Here is a 13,943-nt window from a genome sequence, read left to right as displayed (position 1 = left end):
CTGCGTGCGGTGTGAAGCGGATGTGCTGCGGCAGTACGCATGCCCGCAGCCAGGGGCCAAGAGGGCCTCCCGCCGCGCCCGCCGCCCGCAGCCGCGCGAGACGGGCGCCCGAACGGTGCGCCTGCGGCGCGAGCCACGACGTTGCGGCGCCCGCGTACGGCGAGAAGGGGACGTGTCGGGGGGTGTCCGCCCGCAGAGGTTGTCGCGTCAACGAACAGTCGGTCGGCACGCAACCCCATCGCGACGTTCCGAGGACGGACACCCCCCGGCGCGGCCCCGACCCACCACCCGGCGAAGGCGAAGGCGCGCACCCCCACAGGCGCTGCCACAAGCCACCCCCGCGCGGTAGGCCGACCTACGGCTGCGCCCCGACCACTGCGCCCCGACCACTGGGCCGAGCCCCTGTCTCTGCGCCCCGACACACCCGAGACCGGGCCGGAAACACCAAGGCGCGGCCCCGCCCCGCCGAGGGGTGGGCGCCGCGCCGAGTGTGTGAGGGGGGCGTCAGTCCTTGATCTCGCAGATCGCCGCGCCCGACGTCACCGACGCGCCGATCTCCGCGCTCAGGCCCTTGATCGTGCCCGAGCGGTGCGCGTTCAGCGGCTGCTCCATCTTCATGGCCTCCAGGACCACGATCAGATCGCCCTCCTTGACCTCCTGGCCCTCCTCGACGGCCACCTTGACGATGGTGCCCTGCATCGGGGAGGCGAGGGTGTCACCGGACGCCACCGGGCCCGACTTCTTCGCCGCGCGGCGCTTCGGCTTGGCGCCGGCCGCGAGACCCGTACGGGCCAGCGACATGCCCAGCGACGACGGCAGGGAGACCTCGAGACGCTTGCCGCCGACCTCGACGACGACCGTCTCGCGGCCCGGCTCCTCGTCCGTGTCCGCATCCGCCGGCGCGGCGAACGGCTTGATCTCGTTGACGAACTCCGTCTCGATCCAGCGCGTGTGCACCGTGAACGGGTCGGAGGAGTCCGTCAGCTCCGGCGCGAACGCCGGGTCCTTCACCACCGCACGGTGGAACGGGATCGCCGTGGCCATGCCCTCGACCTGGAACTCCTCCAGCGCGCGGGAGGCCCGCTGCAGCGCCTCCTTGCGCGTGCGGCCGGTGACGATCAGCTTGGCCAGCAGGGAGTCCCACGCCGGGCCGATGACCGAACCGGACTCCACACCCGCGTCCAGACGGACACCCGGGCCGGACGGCGGGGCGAACGTCGTGACCGTGCCGGGAGCCGGGAGGAAGTTGCGGCCCGGGTCCTCGCCGTTGATGCGGAACTCGAAGGAGTGGCCGCGCAGCTCCGGGTCGCCGTAGCCGAGCTCCTCGCCGTCGGCGATGCGGAACATCTCGCGCACCAGGTCGATGCCGGCGACCTCCTCGGTGACCGGGTGCTCCACCTGGAGACGGGTGTTGACCTCGAGGAAGGAGATCGTGCCGTCGAGGCCCACGAGGAACTCGACCGTGCCGGCGCCGACGTAACCGGCTTCCTTCAGGATCGCCTTGGAGGCGGAGTACAGCTCCTCCATCTGCGCGTCGGACAGGAAGGGGGCCGGAGCCTCCTCCACCAGCTTCTGGTGACGGCGCTGCAGGGAGCAGTCACGGGTGGACACGACGACCACGTTGCCGTGCTGGTCGGCCAGGCACTGCGTCTCCACGTGCCGCGGCTTGTCCAGGTACCGCTCGACGAAGCACTCGCCCCGGCCGAACGCGGCGACGGCCTCACGGACCGCCGAGTCGTACAGCTCCGGCACCTCTTCGAGGGTGCGGGCGACCTTCAGACCACGACCGCCACCACCGAAGGCGGCCTTGATCGCGATCGGCAGCCCGTGCTGCTCGGCGAACGCGACGACCTCGTCGGCACCGGACACCGGGTCGGGCGTGCCGGCCACCAGCGGGGCACCCGCGCGCTGCGCGATGTGCCGGGCGGCGACCTTGTCACCGAGGTCGCGGATCGCCTGCGGCGGCGGGCCGATCCAGATCAGGTCCGCGTCCAGGACCGCCTGAGCGAACTCGGCGTTCTCGGAGAGGAACCCGTAGCCGGGGTGGATCGCGTCCGCGCCGGACTCGCGGGCGGCGTTGAGCACCTTCTCGATGTCGAGGTAGCTGGTGCCCGGCGTGTCACCGCCCAGGGCGAACGCCTCATCCGCGGCGCGGACATGCAGAGCGTCCCGGTCCGGGTCGGCGTAGACGGCCACGCTCGCGATACCGGCATCCCGGCAGGCCCGGGCCACGCGGACAGCGATTTCGCCACGGTTGGCGATGAGCACCTTGCGCACGATTGAGGCTCCCTCCTTGAAACAAGCCGAGTTTAGGGACAGCCGACACGACACTTCGACCCGTCCCCAGTGGTGAGCTTGCCCACACGGAGCGTGATGCGTGGCTCGCTCGACCCGCGAAATCCCTTGTCGCACCGCGGTACGCAGTACTCCTGCGGGAAACCCTAGCCGTCTCCTGTGGTCAAGGTCTCTGTCATCACGTGCTGCGGGCCACTCGGTTTCTTTGTGGAGTCCCTACGAATGGCCCAATGATTCTTTGCCCGCTGCCGGACCCTTGTCCCCCGGTTTACCGGTTAGTAGCGTTCGCGGTGTCTTCAGAGGGAAGAGGGTGGGCCCGGTGATACGCAGGCCGGTGGCGTGGGTCGTGGCGGTGGTGCTGTTCGCCGAGGCGTTCGGTCTCGCGGCGCTCAACTGGTTCCTGGGGGTCGTCGTCGACCGGCAGGACATGTCGCTGGCCGGCCTGGACCCGCACATGATGTCCGTGTCGTCGAAGATCGGCGGGGTCGTCTTCGGTCTCTACTTCGCCCTGTGCGGCCTGGTCGCCCTGCTGGTGGCGCTGCGGGACCGGCCCCCGGCGGGCTTCGGGCGCGTGCTGCTGATCAGCGCGGCGGTCGTGCACGGTGTGCTGGGCGCGTTCACCTGGGGGCTCGTCGGCTGGCCGGCGTTCCTGTTCATGATGCTGGTGCTCGCCCTGATCGTGCTGCTGCTGATGACGTACGACCGTCCGGCGGAACCCGCCGACGCCGTGCCCGGGGCCGGGAAGAGCGGCGACGGGTCCCCGGTCACTTCTCCGCCGGCGCCCACAACTCCGTGATGCCGACGCCCAGGTCGGCGAGGAGCCGCCGGACCAGGGGGAGGCTGATGCCGATGACGTTGCCGTGGTCGCCGTCGATGCCGTCGATGAACGGGGCCGAGCGGCCGTCCAGGGTGAACGCCCCGGCGACGTAGAGGGGTTCTCCGGAGGCGACGTAGGAGGCGATCTCCTCGTCGGTGGGCTCGCCGAAGTGGACGACGGTCGAGGCGGTGGCGGAGACGTAGCGGCCGGTGAGTGTGTCGTAGACGCAGTGGCCGGTCTGGAGGGTGCCGGCGCGGCCGCGCATCGACTTCCACCGAGCGGTGGCCTCCTCGGCGTCGGCGGGCTTGCCGAGGGCCTGGCCGTCCAGGTCGAGCACGGAGTCGCAGCCGATCACGAGCGCGCCCTTGACCTCCGGCCGGGCCGCCACGACGGAGGCCTTCGCCTCGGCCAGGGCCAGCGCCAGCTCGGCGGGGGTGGGAGCGGTGACGGCGTCCTCGTCGACACCGCTCACGATCACCTCGGGAGCGAGGCCGGCCTGGCGGAGCAGGCCGAGCCGGGCGGGGGACTGGGAGGCGAGGACGAGTCGGCGGCGCGGCTGATCTGTCATGCGTTCAGCGTATCGGCGTCACCCGGCGCGGCTCACCTCACGCCGATCACGATCATCCCCAGCACCATGGCCAGGGCCAGGAGAACGCTCAGCCGCCGCAGCATGTCCTGCATGTCACGCATCTCTTCGGGCGGTTCGTTCTCGGGGTCGGACCACAGCATGTCACCAGCGTGCGGCCTGGCAGGGCGGGGCGCCTGAGTAGCGATACTCAAATCGGCGCCCCGCGTTGCCGCACGTGCGCGCGGTTCCGCGCGCCTCCGGGGCGGGAGCTCTAACCCGGCCAGTAGGTGCGGCCCCACGCCGCCGGCCCCGGCTGGGGCAGGCGGTGGGCCGCGATGCGGGACGGATCGGACCAGGAATCGCGGGACGCGGGCGCGCCGGGCGGGGCGGCTGCCGCCGCCGCGGCGCGCGCCCTGACCACCGCCAGGGCGGCGGCCAGCTCCTCCGGGGTCGGGTTGCCCCGTACGACCTTGATCGTCATGTGGGCCTCCTGGGCTCGCTGCGGGCTAGAGGGGGATGTTGCCGTGCTTCTTCGGAGGCAGGGATTCCCGCTTCGTACGCAGTTGACGCAGACCTCGTACGACGTGCCGACGGGTCTCGGACGGCATGATCACGGCGTCGACGTAACCGCGCTCGGCCGCGACGTAGGGGTTGAGGAGGGCGTCCTCGTACTCCTGGATCAGCCGCGCCCGGACCGCCTCCAGGTCCTCACCACTCGCCTCGGCCTCCGCGATCGTGCGGCGGTGCAGGATGTTGACCGCGCCCTGGGCGCCCATGACGGCGATCTGGGCGGTGGGCCAGGCGAGGTTGAGGTCGGCGCCCAGGTGCTTGGAGCCCATGACGTCGTAGGCGCCGCCGAATGCCTTGCGCGTGATGATCGTGATGAGCGGGACGGTCGCCTCGGCGTAGGCGTAGATCAGCTTGGCGCCGCGGCGGATGATGCCGTCGTGCTCCTGGCCGACGCCGGGCAGGAAGCCGGGGACGTCGACGAACGTGATCACCGGGACGTTGAAGGCGTCGCAGGTCCGCACGAAGCGCGCGGCCTTCTCGCTCGCCTTGATGTCCAGGCACCCGGCGAGCTGCGTCGGCTGGTTGGCGATGATGCCGACCGGGTGACCCTCGACCCGGCCGAAGCCGGTGACGATGTTCGGCGCGTACAGCGGCTGCGTCTCGAAGAACTCGGCGTCGTCCAGGACGTGCTCGATCACCGCGTGCATGTCGTACGGCTGGTTCGCGCTGTCCGGGACGATCACGTCCAGCTCGCGGTCCTCGTCGCTGACCTCCAGGTCGGCCTCTTCGGGGAAGACCGGTGCCTCGGAGAGGTTGTTGGACGGCAGGTAGGACAGCAGCTGCTTGATGTACTCGATGGCGTCCTTCTCGTCGCCCGCCATGTGGTGGGCGACTCCGGAGGTCGCGTTGTGGGTCCGGGCGCCGCCCAGCTCCTCGAAACCGACGTCCTCACCGGTGACGGTCTTGATGACGTCGGGGCCGGTGATGAACATGTGCGAGGTCTGGTCGACCATGACCGTGAAGTCGGTGATGGCCGGGGAGTAGACCGCGCCGCCCGCGCACGGGCCGACGACCAGGCTGATCTGCGGGATGACGCCGGAGGCGTGGGTGTTGCGGCGGAAGATCTCGCCGTAGGCGCCGAGCGAGGCGACGCCCTCCTGGATCCTCGCCCCGCCGGAGTCGTTGATCCCGATGACCGGGCAGCCGGTCTTCAGGGCGAAGTCCATGACCTTGACGATCTTCTGGCCGTAGACCTCGCCGAGGGCACCGCCGAACACGGTGAAGTCCTGCGAGAACACGGCGACCGGGCGGCCGTCGACGGTGCCGTACCCGGTGACGACCCCGTCGCCGTAGGGGCGGTTCTTGTCGAGGCCGAAGTTGGTGGAGCGGTGCCGGGCGAACTCGTCGAGCTCGACGAAGGAGCCCTCGTCGAGGAGGAGCTCGATCCGCTCACGGGCCGTCAGTTTGCCCTTGGCATGCTGCTTTTCGACGGCACGAGCGGAGCCGGCGTGTGTCGCTTCCTCGATGCGTCGCTTCAGATCCGCGAGCTTGCCCGCGGTCGTGTGAATGTCGGGCTGCTGCTGCTCTTCCGGCTCGGACATCGGGATGCGGCTCCCTGCCTGCTCAAAAGGGGGGACGGTTACTCATCCGTAGACTAGTGGGGTGCCTCCACATCGGCAGTGCGGCGTTTACCACACCTAGGGTGGCTTGCATGACGCCGCGAGATGCATCAGAGCCGAACGGAAGCCGCTGGTCCGACCTGGACCGTCCGCCCCTCAACATCACCGCCCTGCGCCGGGGTCTGGTGCGGCCGGGAGGGCTGTGGTCGGAGGTGGAGGTGGTGCAGCGCACCGGCTCCACCAACTCGGATCTGGTGGCCCGGGCGGCGAAGGGGGAGATCACCGAGGGCGCGGTGCTGATCGCCGAGGAGCAGTCGGCCGGGCGCGGGCGCCTGGACCGGCAGTGGACGGCACCGCCGAGGTCCGGTCTCTTCTTCTCCGTCCTGCTCACGCCGGGTGAGGTGCCCGTGGCGCGGTGGGGCTGGCTGCCCCTGCTCACGGGGGTCGCGGTGGCGACGGGCCTGTCGCGGGCGGCGGGCGTGGACACGGCCCTGAAGTGGCCGAACGATCTGCTGGTCACGGTGGGGGAGCAGGAGCGCAAGGCCGGCGGCATCCTGGCCGAGCGGGCCGGCGACGGCGGGGTCGTCATCGGCGTCGGCATCAACGTCTCGCTGCAGGACGACGAGCTGCCCGTGCCGACGGCGGGCTCCCTCGGGCTGGCCGGGGCGGTGAGTACGGACCGCGATCCACTGCTTCGCGGGGTGCTGCGTTCCCTGGAGAACTGGTACGGCAAGTGGCGCGCGGCCGAGGGCGACCCGGGGGCGTGCGGGCTCCAGGAGGCGTATGCGGCCGGGTGCGCGACGCTCGGGCGGGTGGTGCGGGCGGAGCTGCCGGGAGATCGGGCGGTCGTCGGGGAAGCGGTGGCTGTGGACGGAGACGGGCGGCTGGTACTGGCGACGGAGGAGGGGATGCAGGAGCCGGTCGGGGCCGGGGACATCGTGCACCTGAGGCCGGCGTGAGCGCCTGAGGCGTGGCGCGGGCCAGGCGCTTCCAGCCCGTCCGGCGATTCAGGACGAGGCCGTTCAGGCCGATCGGGGGTCCAGGGGGCGGAGCCCCCTGGAGGCAGCGGGACAGCGCCGAGTCCCTTGTCGGCACCGGGCACCCGTCCCTCGGCTGAACCTCACGGAGTGAGCTGGCGCACACCTGCCGTAGAGTTGAGGCCGGTCGATACATGACCGTGACAGATCGGAAGGGCAACACGCGTGACCGTCGACGACTCGGGTTCCGGCGAGGACGCGCAGGGCGCCGACTCCGGCGAGGATCCGCTCGCCCTGCGCCTCGAAGGGCTCATCCTGGGCGCCGAGCGCCGCTACACCCCGTTTCAGGCGGCCCGCAGCGCCGGTGTCTCCATGGAACTGGCCTCCCGCTTCTGGCGGGCCATGGGCTTCGCCGACATCGGCCAGGCCAAGGCCCTCACCGAGGCCGACGTCCTCGCGCTGCGGCGCCTGGCCGGTCTCGTGGAGGCGGGCCTGCTGAGCGAGGCGATGGCCGTACAGGTGGCCCGGTCCACGGGGCAGACCACCGCGCGGCTCGCCGAGTGGCAGATCGACTCCTTCCTGGAGGGGCTGACCGAGCCGCCCGAGCCGGGCATGACCCGCACCGAGGTGACGTACCCGATCGTCGAGCTGCTCCTGCCCGAGCTGGAGGAGTTCCTGGTCTACGTCTGGCGCCGCCAGCTCGCCGCCTCGGCGGGACGGGTCGTGCAGGCGGCCGACGACGAGGAGATGGTCGACAGGCGCCTCGCCGTCGGCTTCGCGGACCTGGTCGGCTTCACGCGCCTGACCCGCCGCATGGAGGAGGAGGAGCTCGGCGAACTCGTCGAGGCCTTCGAGACGACGGCCGCCGACCTGGTGGCCGCGAACGGCGGGCGGCTGATCAAGACCCTCGGTGACGAGGTGCTCTACGCCGCGGACGACGCGGGCACGGCCGCCGAGATCGCCCTGCGGCTGATCGAGACGATGGCGCACGACGAGACGATGCCGGAGCTGCGCGTCGGCATGGCGTTCGGCACGGTGACCACCCGAATGGGTGATGTGTTCGGTACGACGGTGAACCTGGCCTCCCGGCTCACGTCGATAGCCCCGAAGGACGCCGTGCTGGTGGACACCGCCTTCGCCGAGGAGCTGATCCGTACGCAGGACGCCCCGGCCTCGGAGGCGGAGGCGGCCGAGGAGGCCGTGGCGGCGGAGAAGGAGGGCGAGGAGCCCCCGGCGTACCGGTTCGGGCTGCAGCCGATGTGGCAGCGGCCGGTGCGTGGACTGGGCGTCGTGGAACCGTGGCTGCTCACGCGGCGCGACGGGACACCGTAGCCGCACGTCGGTGCGAGCGGGAGTGCCGGATCCGGGCGGGGGTGCCGGGTCCGAGCCGGAGTGTCGGGTCCGGGCCGCAGTGTCGGGCCGCTGTGCCGGTGCGGGGCCTTGCGGGCCTTGTGCCGGGGTACGGGGCATAGCGCCGGAGCGCCTCGGCGCGGGGCCTCTTGCCGGAGCGCCGGTCCCTGGGCCGGAGTGCCTTGCCCGGCTCGTCACGGGCGGTCGACCGGGGAGTCCACGCACAGGCCGATGACGGGCACGCACAGGTCCGGGTCGTGGGGCTTCTTCGGCTCCTCGGGTGCGGGTGCCGGGGCCGGTGTGGTCCGGGTCGGCGGTGCGGGTGGAGAAGGGGCCGGGCGCGGCCGGTCGCCGGAGTCCGAGGCCTTCGGTGCGGGCCCGGGGGTGTTCGGAGTGCCGGGGATGGTGGTGGGTGCCGGGGCGGCGGCCGTGGCGGTCCCCGGGGTGCCGGCCGTGGCGGACGGGGACGGCCGGGCGCCCTTCGTGACCGGCGAGGGAGTCAGGCCGCCCAGGGCCGTGGGCGAGGAGGGGCTCGCGTCGGGGCCGGCCGGGTGGGTCGCGGCGGTGCGGGAGGCGTCGTCCGTGGAGTCCGTGGAGGTGGCGGCGGGGCCCGAGCGGGGTCCGGCCCCGAGGGTGCCGGCCCCGAGGGTGCCGGCCTCGGAGCCCGGGCCGGAGGTCAGGCGCAGCAGGCTCAAGGCGCCCGCTGCGAGGGCGAGGCCGCCGGCGGCGAGCAGGACCTTGCGGGGGCGGGGCTTGCGGTGGCGACCCCGGACACGCGCTGCGGCGGGGCCGCCCTCGGCCGGGTCCGGCTCGGGGGGCGCGGGCTCGGGGCGGTGCGGTGCCGTCGTGGCCTGGTGGTGCTCCGGCTCGGGGCGCTGGGGTGCCGTTGTGGCCTGGTGGTGCTCCGGCTCGGGGCGCTGGGGTGCCGTCGTGGCCTGGTGGGGTGCGGGCTCGCGTCGGTGTGGTGCCGTCGTGGATCTGGTGGCCTCTCGTGGCCTCGTCGGCGTGTTCGTCGTCCTCACGGTCCCTCCCCGAACCCCTGAAACGGTTCCTCCTCGCAGCACATGCGCCCCCTGTGCGCCGTGAGGGACGCACGCTATGCGCTCCCATGGGCGGTTGTGCCGGAGTTGGGGTGTTGTCACTCGAACGGGTGGACGGGGGTGAGGGAAGCCGGGTGCGTCCGCCCTTTCGCGGGCCCGGTGCGGCTGCGATGATCGAGCCGTCGACCTTGTTAACCCGCGTTAACCGGAGGGTGTCATGAGTGAGGAACGGTTCGGGGAGTTCGTGCTGGTGCGGCGGCATGAGCAGGGCCATGTCGCGGAGCTCGTCCTCGACCGGCCCAAGGCCATGAACGCGGTGTCGACGGAGATGGCGCGGTCCATCGCCGGGGCCTGTACGGCGCTCGGGGAGGACCGGGACGTACGGGCGGTCGTGCTGACCTCGACGCATGAGCGGGCCTTCTGTGTCGGGGCGGATCTGAAGGAGCGGAACTCCTTCAGCGACGCGGACCTGCTGCGGCAGCGGCCGGTGACGCGCGGGGCGTACACCGGCGTGCTGGAGCTGCCGGTGCCGACGGTGGCGGCGGTCCACGGCTTCGCGCTCGGCGGCGGGTTCGAGCTGGCGCTGGCGTGCGACGTGATCGTGGCGGACCGGACCGCGGTGGTGGGGCTGCCGGAGGTGTCGGTCGGGGTGATCCCCGGCGGCGGGGGCACGCAGTTGCTGCCGCGACGCGTCGGTGCGGCCCGGGCGGCCGAGCTGATCTTCTCCGCGCGGCGGGTGGAGGCCGTGGAGGCGGGCGAGTTGGGGCTGGTCGACCAGCTGGTCGAGGAGGGGCGGGACCGGGAGGAGGCGCTGGCGCTGGCGGCGCGGATCGCCGGGAACTCACCGGTGGGGCTGCGGGCGGCGAAGCGGGCCCTGCGGCTGGGGCAGGGGCTCGACCTGCGGGCGGGGCTGGAGGTCGAGGACGCGGCATGGCGGGCGACGGCCTTCTCGGGCGACCGGGCGGAGGGGGTCGCGGCCTTCAACGAGCGGCGCAAGCCGCAGTGGCCGGGGGAGTGAGCTCAGGGCCGGTTGCCCGGTGAGAGGTACCGGGGCCCCACGCCGGGGCGCCGGCGCCGGCGGCGCGGATCGCCGGGAACGCGCCGGTGGGCCTGCGATCGGCGAAGCGGGGGGACCCCGGGGCCCCGGGGTCCCCCCGCTTCGCTCGGGCAGGCGGAAGCCCGGTGGCCGCCCGGGGGGGGGCGGGGACCGGGGACCGGCCGAGAATCGCCGGGAGTCGCACGGTCGCCCGCCCCGCGGCACGGTCGCCCGTCCCGCGGCACGAGCGCCCGCAGCCGGACGGCTTCCCTGTGAATGCCGCCCGCCGCCTGTGAACCCCGGCCCTCCCCGTTCGCCCCGTCAAGAGAACGGTTTGGCCGAAAACTCCCTAGCCTGGAGTGATGGGTGAGGACAGACGGCTCGCGGCCGTCGTCGCTTTGGCTCAGGGGATGGCGGCCGCGCACGGGTCACGTGAGGCGTGGCGCGCCGCGGCCGCCGGGGCGTGCCGGGCGCTGGGCGGGAGTTTCGCCGCGCTGTCGGTGTGGGAGCGCGACCTCGGGCGGCTGCGGGTCCTGGTGAACGTGGGCGAGCTGGCGGAAGGGGAGGAGGAGTTCCCGGAGGACGAGGCCTACCCGGTGCACCAGTTCGCGGAGATCACCGAGTTCCTGCACGAGCAGTGGGCCGGTGGCGGGGAGCCCGACGCATGGGTGGAGACCGCCGAGGGGCCCGCCGCCGGGCGGCCCGGGTACTGCCACCAGCGGGTCGCCGCCCTGCGCCGTCGCGGCCGGGGCTGCTGCGTGGTCGCGCCCATCGTGCTGCACGGTCGGGCGTGGGGCGAGTTGTATGTCGCGCGTCCGGCCGGTGAGGCCGTCTTCGGACGGGGCGACGCCGACTTCGCCACCGTCCTGGCCTCCGTCGTGGCCGCCGGCCTCGCCCAGACCGAGCGGCTGGAGGAGGTCCGGCGGCTCGCCTTCACCGACTCCCTCACCGGACTGGCCAACCGCCGCGCCGTTGACGTACGGCTGGAGCGGGCGATCGAGCGGCACCGCCGGGACGACGCCGTGGTCAGTCTCGTCGTCTGCGACCTGAACGGGCTCAAGAGGGTCAACGACACCCATGGGCACGCCGCGGGCGACCGGCTCCTGGAGCGGTTCGGGTCGGTGCTGTCGCTGTGCGGGGCCATGCTGCCGGGGGCGCTGGCCGCGCGGCTGGGCGGGGACGAGTTCTGTCTGCTCGCGGTCGGGCCGTCCGCCGACCAGGTCGTGAAGGCTGCCGACGAACTGTGCCGCAGGGCAGCCGAATTGGAGCTGGGGGACGGGGTGGCCTGCGGGGTGGCCTCCACCGAGGATCCGATCGGGCCGGTGCGCTCGGCCCGCCGGCTGTTCCGGCTCGCCGACGCCGCCCAGTACCGGGCCAAGGCCGAGCGGGCGGCCAGGCCGGTCGTCGCGGGCCGGGCCGGACCGGACGACCCCGTCGTACGGCTCGCGGACGAGCCCTCCACGGAAGCGGGCGGAGAGCGCCGGCGCTTCCGGGGCCGGCACGCGCCCTGATCCCGCACGCCTTGATCCCGCACGCCTTGATCCCGCCCCCCCTGCCCCTGCACGCCATGCCCCCGCCCCCTCCGGCCGCCCGCGCATCCTGATCCCGCCCGGCCGCTGGAATCCCGCTCGCGCCTGATCCGGCACGCCGTCCGCCCCCGGCCGGGCCGTGTGACGCATTCGGTAAGGGGTGAACGCCGCCCCCAGTGGTGACATCATCGAATTCACTGCGTACGCTCCTGAATATGGATATGCACACTGTGGTGGTGGGGACGGCCGGGGTCACGGCGTCCGACGTGCTCGCCGTGGCGCGCGGCGGCGCCCGCGTCGAGCTCTCCGAGGAGGCCGTGGCCGCCCTCGCCGCGGCCCGCGAGATCGTGGACGCGCTGGCGGCCAAGCCGGACCCCGTGTACGGCGTGAGCACCGGCTTCGGCGCCCTGGCGACCCGGCACATCAGCCCGGAGCTGCGCGCGCAGCTGCAGCGCAACATCGTCCGCTCGCACGCCGCCGGGATGGGCCCGGCCGTGGAGCGCGAAGTCGTCCGCGCCCTGATGTTCCTGCGGCTGAAGACCGTCTGCTCGGGGCGCACCGGCGTACGCCCCGAGGTCGCGCAGACCATGGCCGACCTCCTCAACGCCGGGATCACCCCGGTCGTGCACGAGTACGGCTCCCTCGGCTGCTCCGGCGACCTCGCGCCGCTGTCCCACTGCGCCCTCGCGCTGATGGGCGAGGGGGACGCCGAGGGCCCCGACGGTGTCGTACGCCCGGCCGCCGAACTCCTCGCCGCGCACGGCATCCAGCCCGTCGAACTGCGGGAGAAGGAGGGCCTGGCCCTCCTCAACGGCACCGACGGCATGCTCGGCATGCTGGTGATGGCCCTGGCCGACCTGGACACGCTCTACCGGTCCGCCGACGTCACCGCCGCCCTGTCGCTGGAGGGCCTGCTCGGCACCGACAAGGTCCTCGCGCCCGAGCTGCACGCCATCCGGCCGCACCCGGGGCAGGCCGCCAGCGCCGCCAACATGCTGGCCGTGCTGAAGGGTTCCGGCCTGACCGGGCACCACCAGGACGACGCCCCGCGCGTCCAGGACGCCTACTCGGTGCGCTGCGCCCCGCAGGTCGCCGGCGCCGGGCGGGACACCATGGCCCACGCCCGGCTGGTCGCCGACCGCGAGCTGGCGTCCGCCGTGGACAACCCGGTCGTGCTGCCCGACGGGCGCGTGGAGTCCAACGGCAACTTCCACGGCGCGCCCGTCGCCTACGTCCTGGACTTCCTCGCCATCGCCGCCGCCGACCTCGGCTCCATCGCCGAGCGGCGCACCGACCGGCTGCTCGACAAGAACCGCAGCCACGGCCTGCCGCCGTTCCTCGCCGACGACGCCGGTGTGGACTCGGGCCTGATGATCGCTCAGTACACGCAGGCCGCGCTGGTGAGCGAGCTGAAGCGGCTCGCCGTACCGGCGTCCGCGGACTCGATCCCGTCCTCCGCCATGCAGGAGGACCACGTGTCGATGGGCTGGTCGGCGGCGCGCAAGCTGCGCACGGTCGTCGACAACCTGACGCGCGTGATCGCCATCGAGTTCTACGCCGCCGCGCGCGCAGTGGAGTTGCGTGAGGGGCTGACCCCGGCGCCCGCGACGCGGGCGGCCGTCGACGCGGCTCGGGAGGCCGGAGTCGAGGGGGCCGGGCCGGACCGGTTCCTCGCACCCGACCTCGCCGCGGCGGACGCGTTCGTGCGCGACGGGCGGCTGCTGGCCGCCGTGGAGAAGGTCACCGGGCCGCTCCGATAGGGCAGGAGGGGTCCCGTCGTCGAGGCGGGGCCCCGCCTCGACGGCCGTCAGAAACCGAGGCGTTCCCGGCGCACCGAGTACACGACGAACCCGGCGCCCAGCGTCAGGCAGAGGGTCCCGCCGATCACGTACGGGGTGCTGTCGAAGGTGCCCGTGTCGGCGAGGCGGGTACCGGTGACGGAGGCGTCGGCGGTCGTGGCCGCGATCCGGGCCTGCTCCGTGACCTGCGGCGACGGGCTCGTCGAGACCGCGTCTCTCACCGGGGAGTCCGGCGTCGCGTTAGCGGACGGGACGAACCACATGGCGCCCAGCAGGGACGCCGCGGCGGTGGCGGTCAGCAACGGGCGGCGAGCGGATGACACGGAATATCGATCCCCTTGTGACGTCGGCGAATTGGCCGTGTGGGGCGATGTTAGTGAAAGTCGCGGGTCACGGGAAAGTC

General features: G+C 73.0%; 13 protein-coding genes. 6 read left to right on the top strand and 7 right to left on the bottom strand.

From position 1 onward, the window contains the following. Nucleotides 1-504: 504 nt before the first annotated feature. Entirely contained in the window at nucleotides 505-2,277 is a 1,773-nt protein-coding gene (locus ACFCXS_RS01305) for an acetyl/propionyl/methylcrotonyl-CoA carboxylase subunit alpha (protein WP_376640758.1), read from the bottom strand. A gap of 337 nt (nucleotides 2,278-2,614) precedes the next feature. On the opposite strand from ACFCXS_RS01305, the gene ACFCXS_RS01300 reads away from it, so the two are divergent. Then, nucleotides 2,615-3,091: a hypothetical protein gene (locus tag ACFCXS_RS01300; protein WP_376640756.1), complete on the top strand. Its 477-nt coding sequence runs from the start codon at nucleotides 2,615-2,617 to the stop codon at nucleotides 3,089-3,091. Here the strand turns inward: ACFCXS_RS01300 and ACFCXS_RS01295 are convergent. From ACFCXS_RS01295 to ACFCXS_RS01280, 4 genes are all read right to left on the bottom strand, one after another. Continuing rightward, nucleotides 3,060-3,680, bottom strand: a complete 621-nt coding sequence (locus ACFCXS_RS01295; protein ID WP_104777696.1) for a nucleoside triphosphate pyrophosphatase — start codon at nucleotides 3,678-3,680, stop codon at nucleotides 3,060-3,062. The genes ACFCXS_RS01300 and ACFCXS_RS01295 overlap by 32 nt on opposite strands. 32 nt (nucleotides 3,681-3,712) lie before the next feature. Beyond that, nucleotides 3,713-3,841: a morphogenic membrane protein MmpB gene (gene mmpB / locus ACFCXS_RS01290; RefSeq protein ID WP_107092457.1), complete on the bottom strand. Its 129-nt coding sequence runs from the start codon at nucleotides 3,839-3,841 to the stop codon at nucleotides 3,713-3,715. 110 nt (nucleotides 3,842-3,951) lie between these two features. After that, nucleotides 3,952-4,161: an acyl-CoA carboxylase epsilon subunit gene (locus ACFCXS_RS01285; protein WP_184908978.1), complete on the bottom strand. Its 210-nt coding sequence runs from the start codon at nucleotides 4,159-4,161 to the stop codon at nucleotides 3,952-3,954. Between the two features lie 25 nt (nucleotides 4,162-4,186). Continuing rightward, nucleotides 4,187-5,791: an acyl-CoA carboxylase subunit beta gene (locus ACFCXS_RS01280; protein ID WP_376640753.1), complete on the bottom strand. Its 1,605-nt coding sequence runs from the start codon at nucleotides 5,789-5,791 to the stop codon at nucleotides 4,187-4,189. 110 nt (nucleotides 5,792-5,901) lie between these two features. Here ACFCXS_RS01280 and ACFCXS_RS01275 point away from each other — a divergent pair, with 110 nt between their 5' ends. Both ACFCXS_RS01275 and ACFCXS_RS01270 read left to right on the top strand, forming a co-directional pair. Next, nucleotides 5,902-6,768: a biotin--[acetyl-CoA-carboxylase] ligase gene (locus ACFCXS_RS01275; RefSeq protein ID WP_376640751.1), complete on the top strand. Its 867-nt coding sequence runs from the start codon at nucleotides 5,902-5,904 to the stop codon at nucleotides 6,766-6,768. Nucleotides 6,769-7,011: 243 nt separating this feature from the next. Continuing rightward, the gene (locus ACFCXS_RS01270; protein ID WP_376640749.1) at nucleotides 7,012-8,118 is read left to right on the top strand and encodes an adenylate/guanylate cyclase domain-containing protein; all 1,107 of its coding nucleotides are present in this window, start codon (nucleotides 7,012-7,014) and stop codon (nucleotides 8,116-8,118) included. 212 nt (nucleotides 8,119-8,330) lie between these two features. On the opposite strand, the gene ACFCXS_RS01265 is transcribed toward ACFCXS_RS01270, so the two are convergent. Continuing rightward, entirely contained in the window at nucleotides 8,331-9,158 is an 828-nt protein-coding gene (locus ACFCXS_RS01265) for a hypothetical protein (RefSeq protein ID WP_376640748.1), read from the bottom strand. Between the two features lie 235 nt (nucleotides 9,159-9,393). Here ACFCXS_RS01265 and ACFCXS_RS01260 point away from each other — a divergent pair, with 235 nt between their 5' ends. From ACFCXS_RS01260 to hutH, 3 genes are all read left to right on the top strand, one after another. Next, nucleotides 9,394-10,194, top strand: coding sequence for an enoyl-CoA hydratase/isomerase family protein (locus ACFCXS_RS01260; RefSeq protein WP_104777690.1), 801 nt, complete (start codon nucleotides 9,394-9,396; stop codon nucleotides 10,192-10,194). 380 nt (nucleotides 10,195-10,574) lie between these two features. Further along, complete coding sequence (locus tag ACFCXS_RS01255) at nucleotides 10,575-11,723, top strand: diguanylate cyclase domain-containing protein (protein WP_376640745.1); 1,149 nt, start codon at nucleotides 10,575-10,577, stop codon at nucleotides 11,721-11,723. A gap of 239 nt (nucleotides 11,724-11,962) precedes the next feature. Beyond that, nucleotides 11,963-13,501, top strand: coding sequence for a histidine ammonia-lyase (gene hutH / locus ACFCXS_RS01250; protein ID WP_376641493.1), 1,539 nt, complete (start codon nucleotides 11,963-11,965; stop codon nucleotides 13,499-13,501). Nucleotides 13,502-13,548: 47 nt separating this feature from the next. Here hutH and ACFCXS_RS01245 read toward each other — a convergent pair whose 3' ends face one another. Further along, nucleotides 13,549-13,863 carry a hypothetical protein gene (locus tag ACFCXS_RS01245; protein ID WP_376640743.1) on the bottom strand — a complete coding sequence of 105 codons (315 nt, stop codon included), beginning with the start codon at nucleotides 13,861-13,863 and terminating at the stop codon, nucleotides 13,549-13,551. Nucleotides 13,864-13,943: the final 80 nt, after the last annotated feature.

The sequence above is a fragment of the Streptomyces sp. NPDC056373 genome, assembly GCF_042262425.1.
In the GTDB taxonomy this organism is placed as follows: domain Bacteria; phylum Actinomycetota; class Actinomycetes; order Streptomycetales; family Streptomycetaceae; genus Streptomyces.
This window is presented reverse-complemented; position numbering and strand designations above follow the sequence as displayed.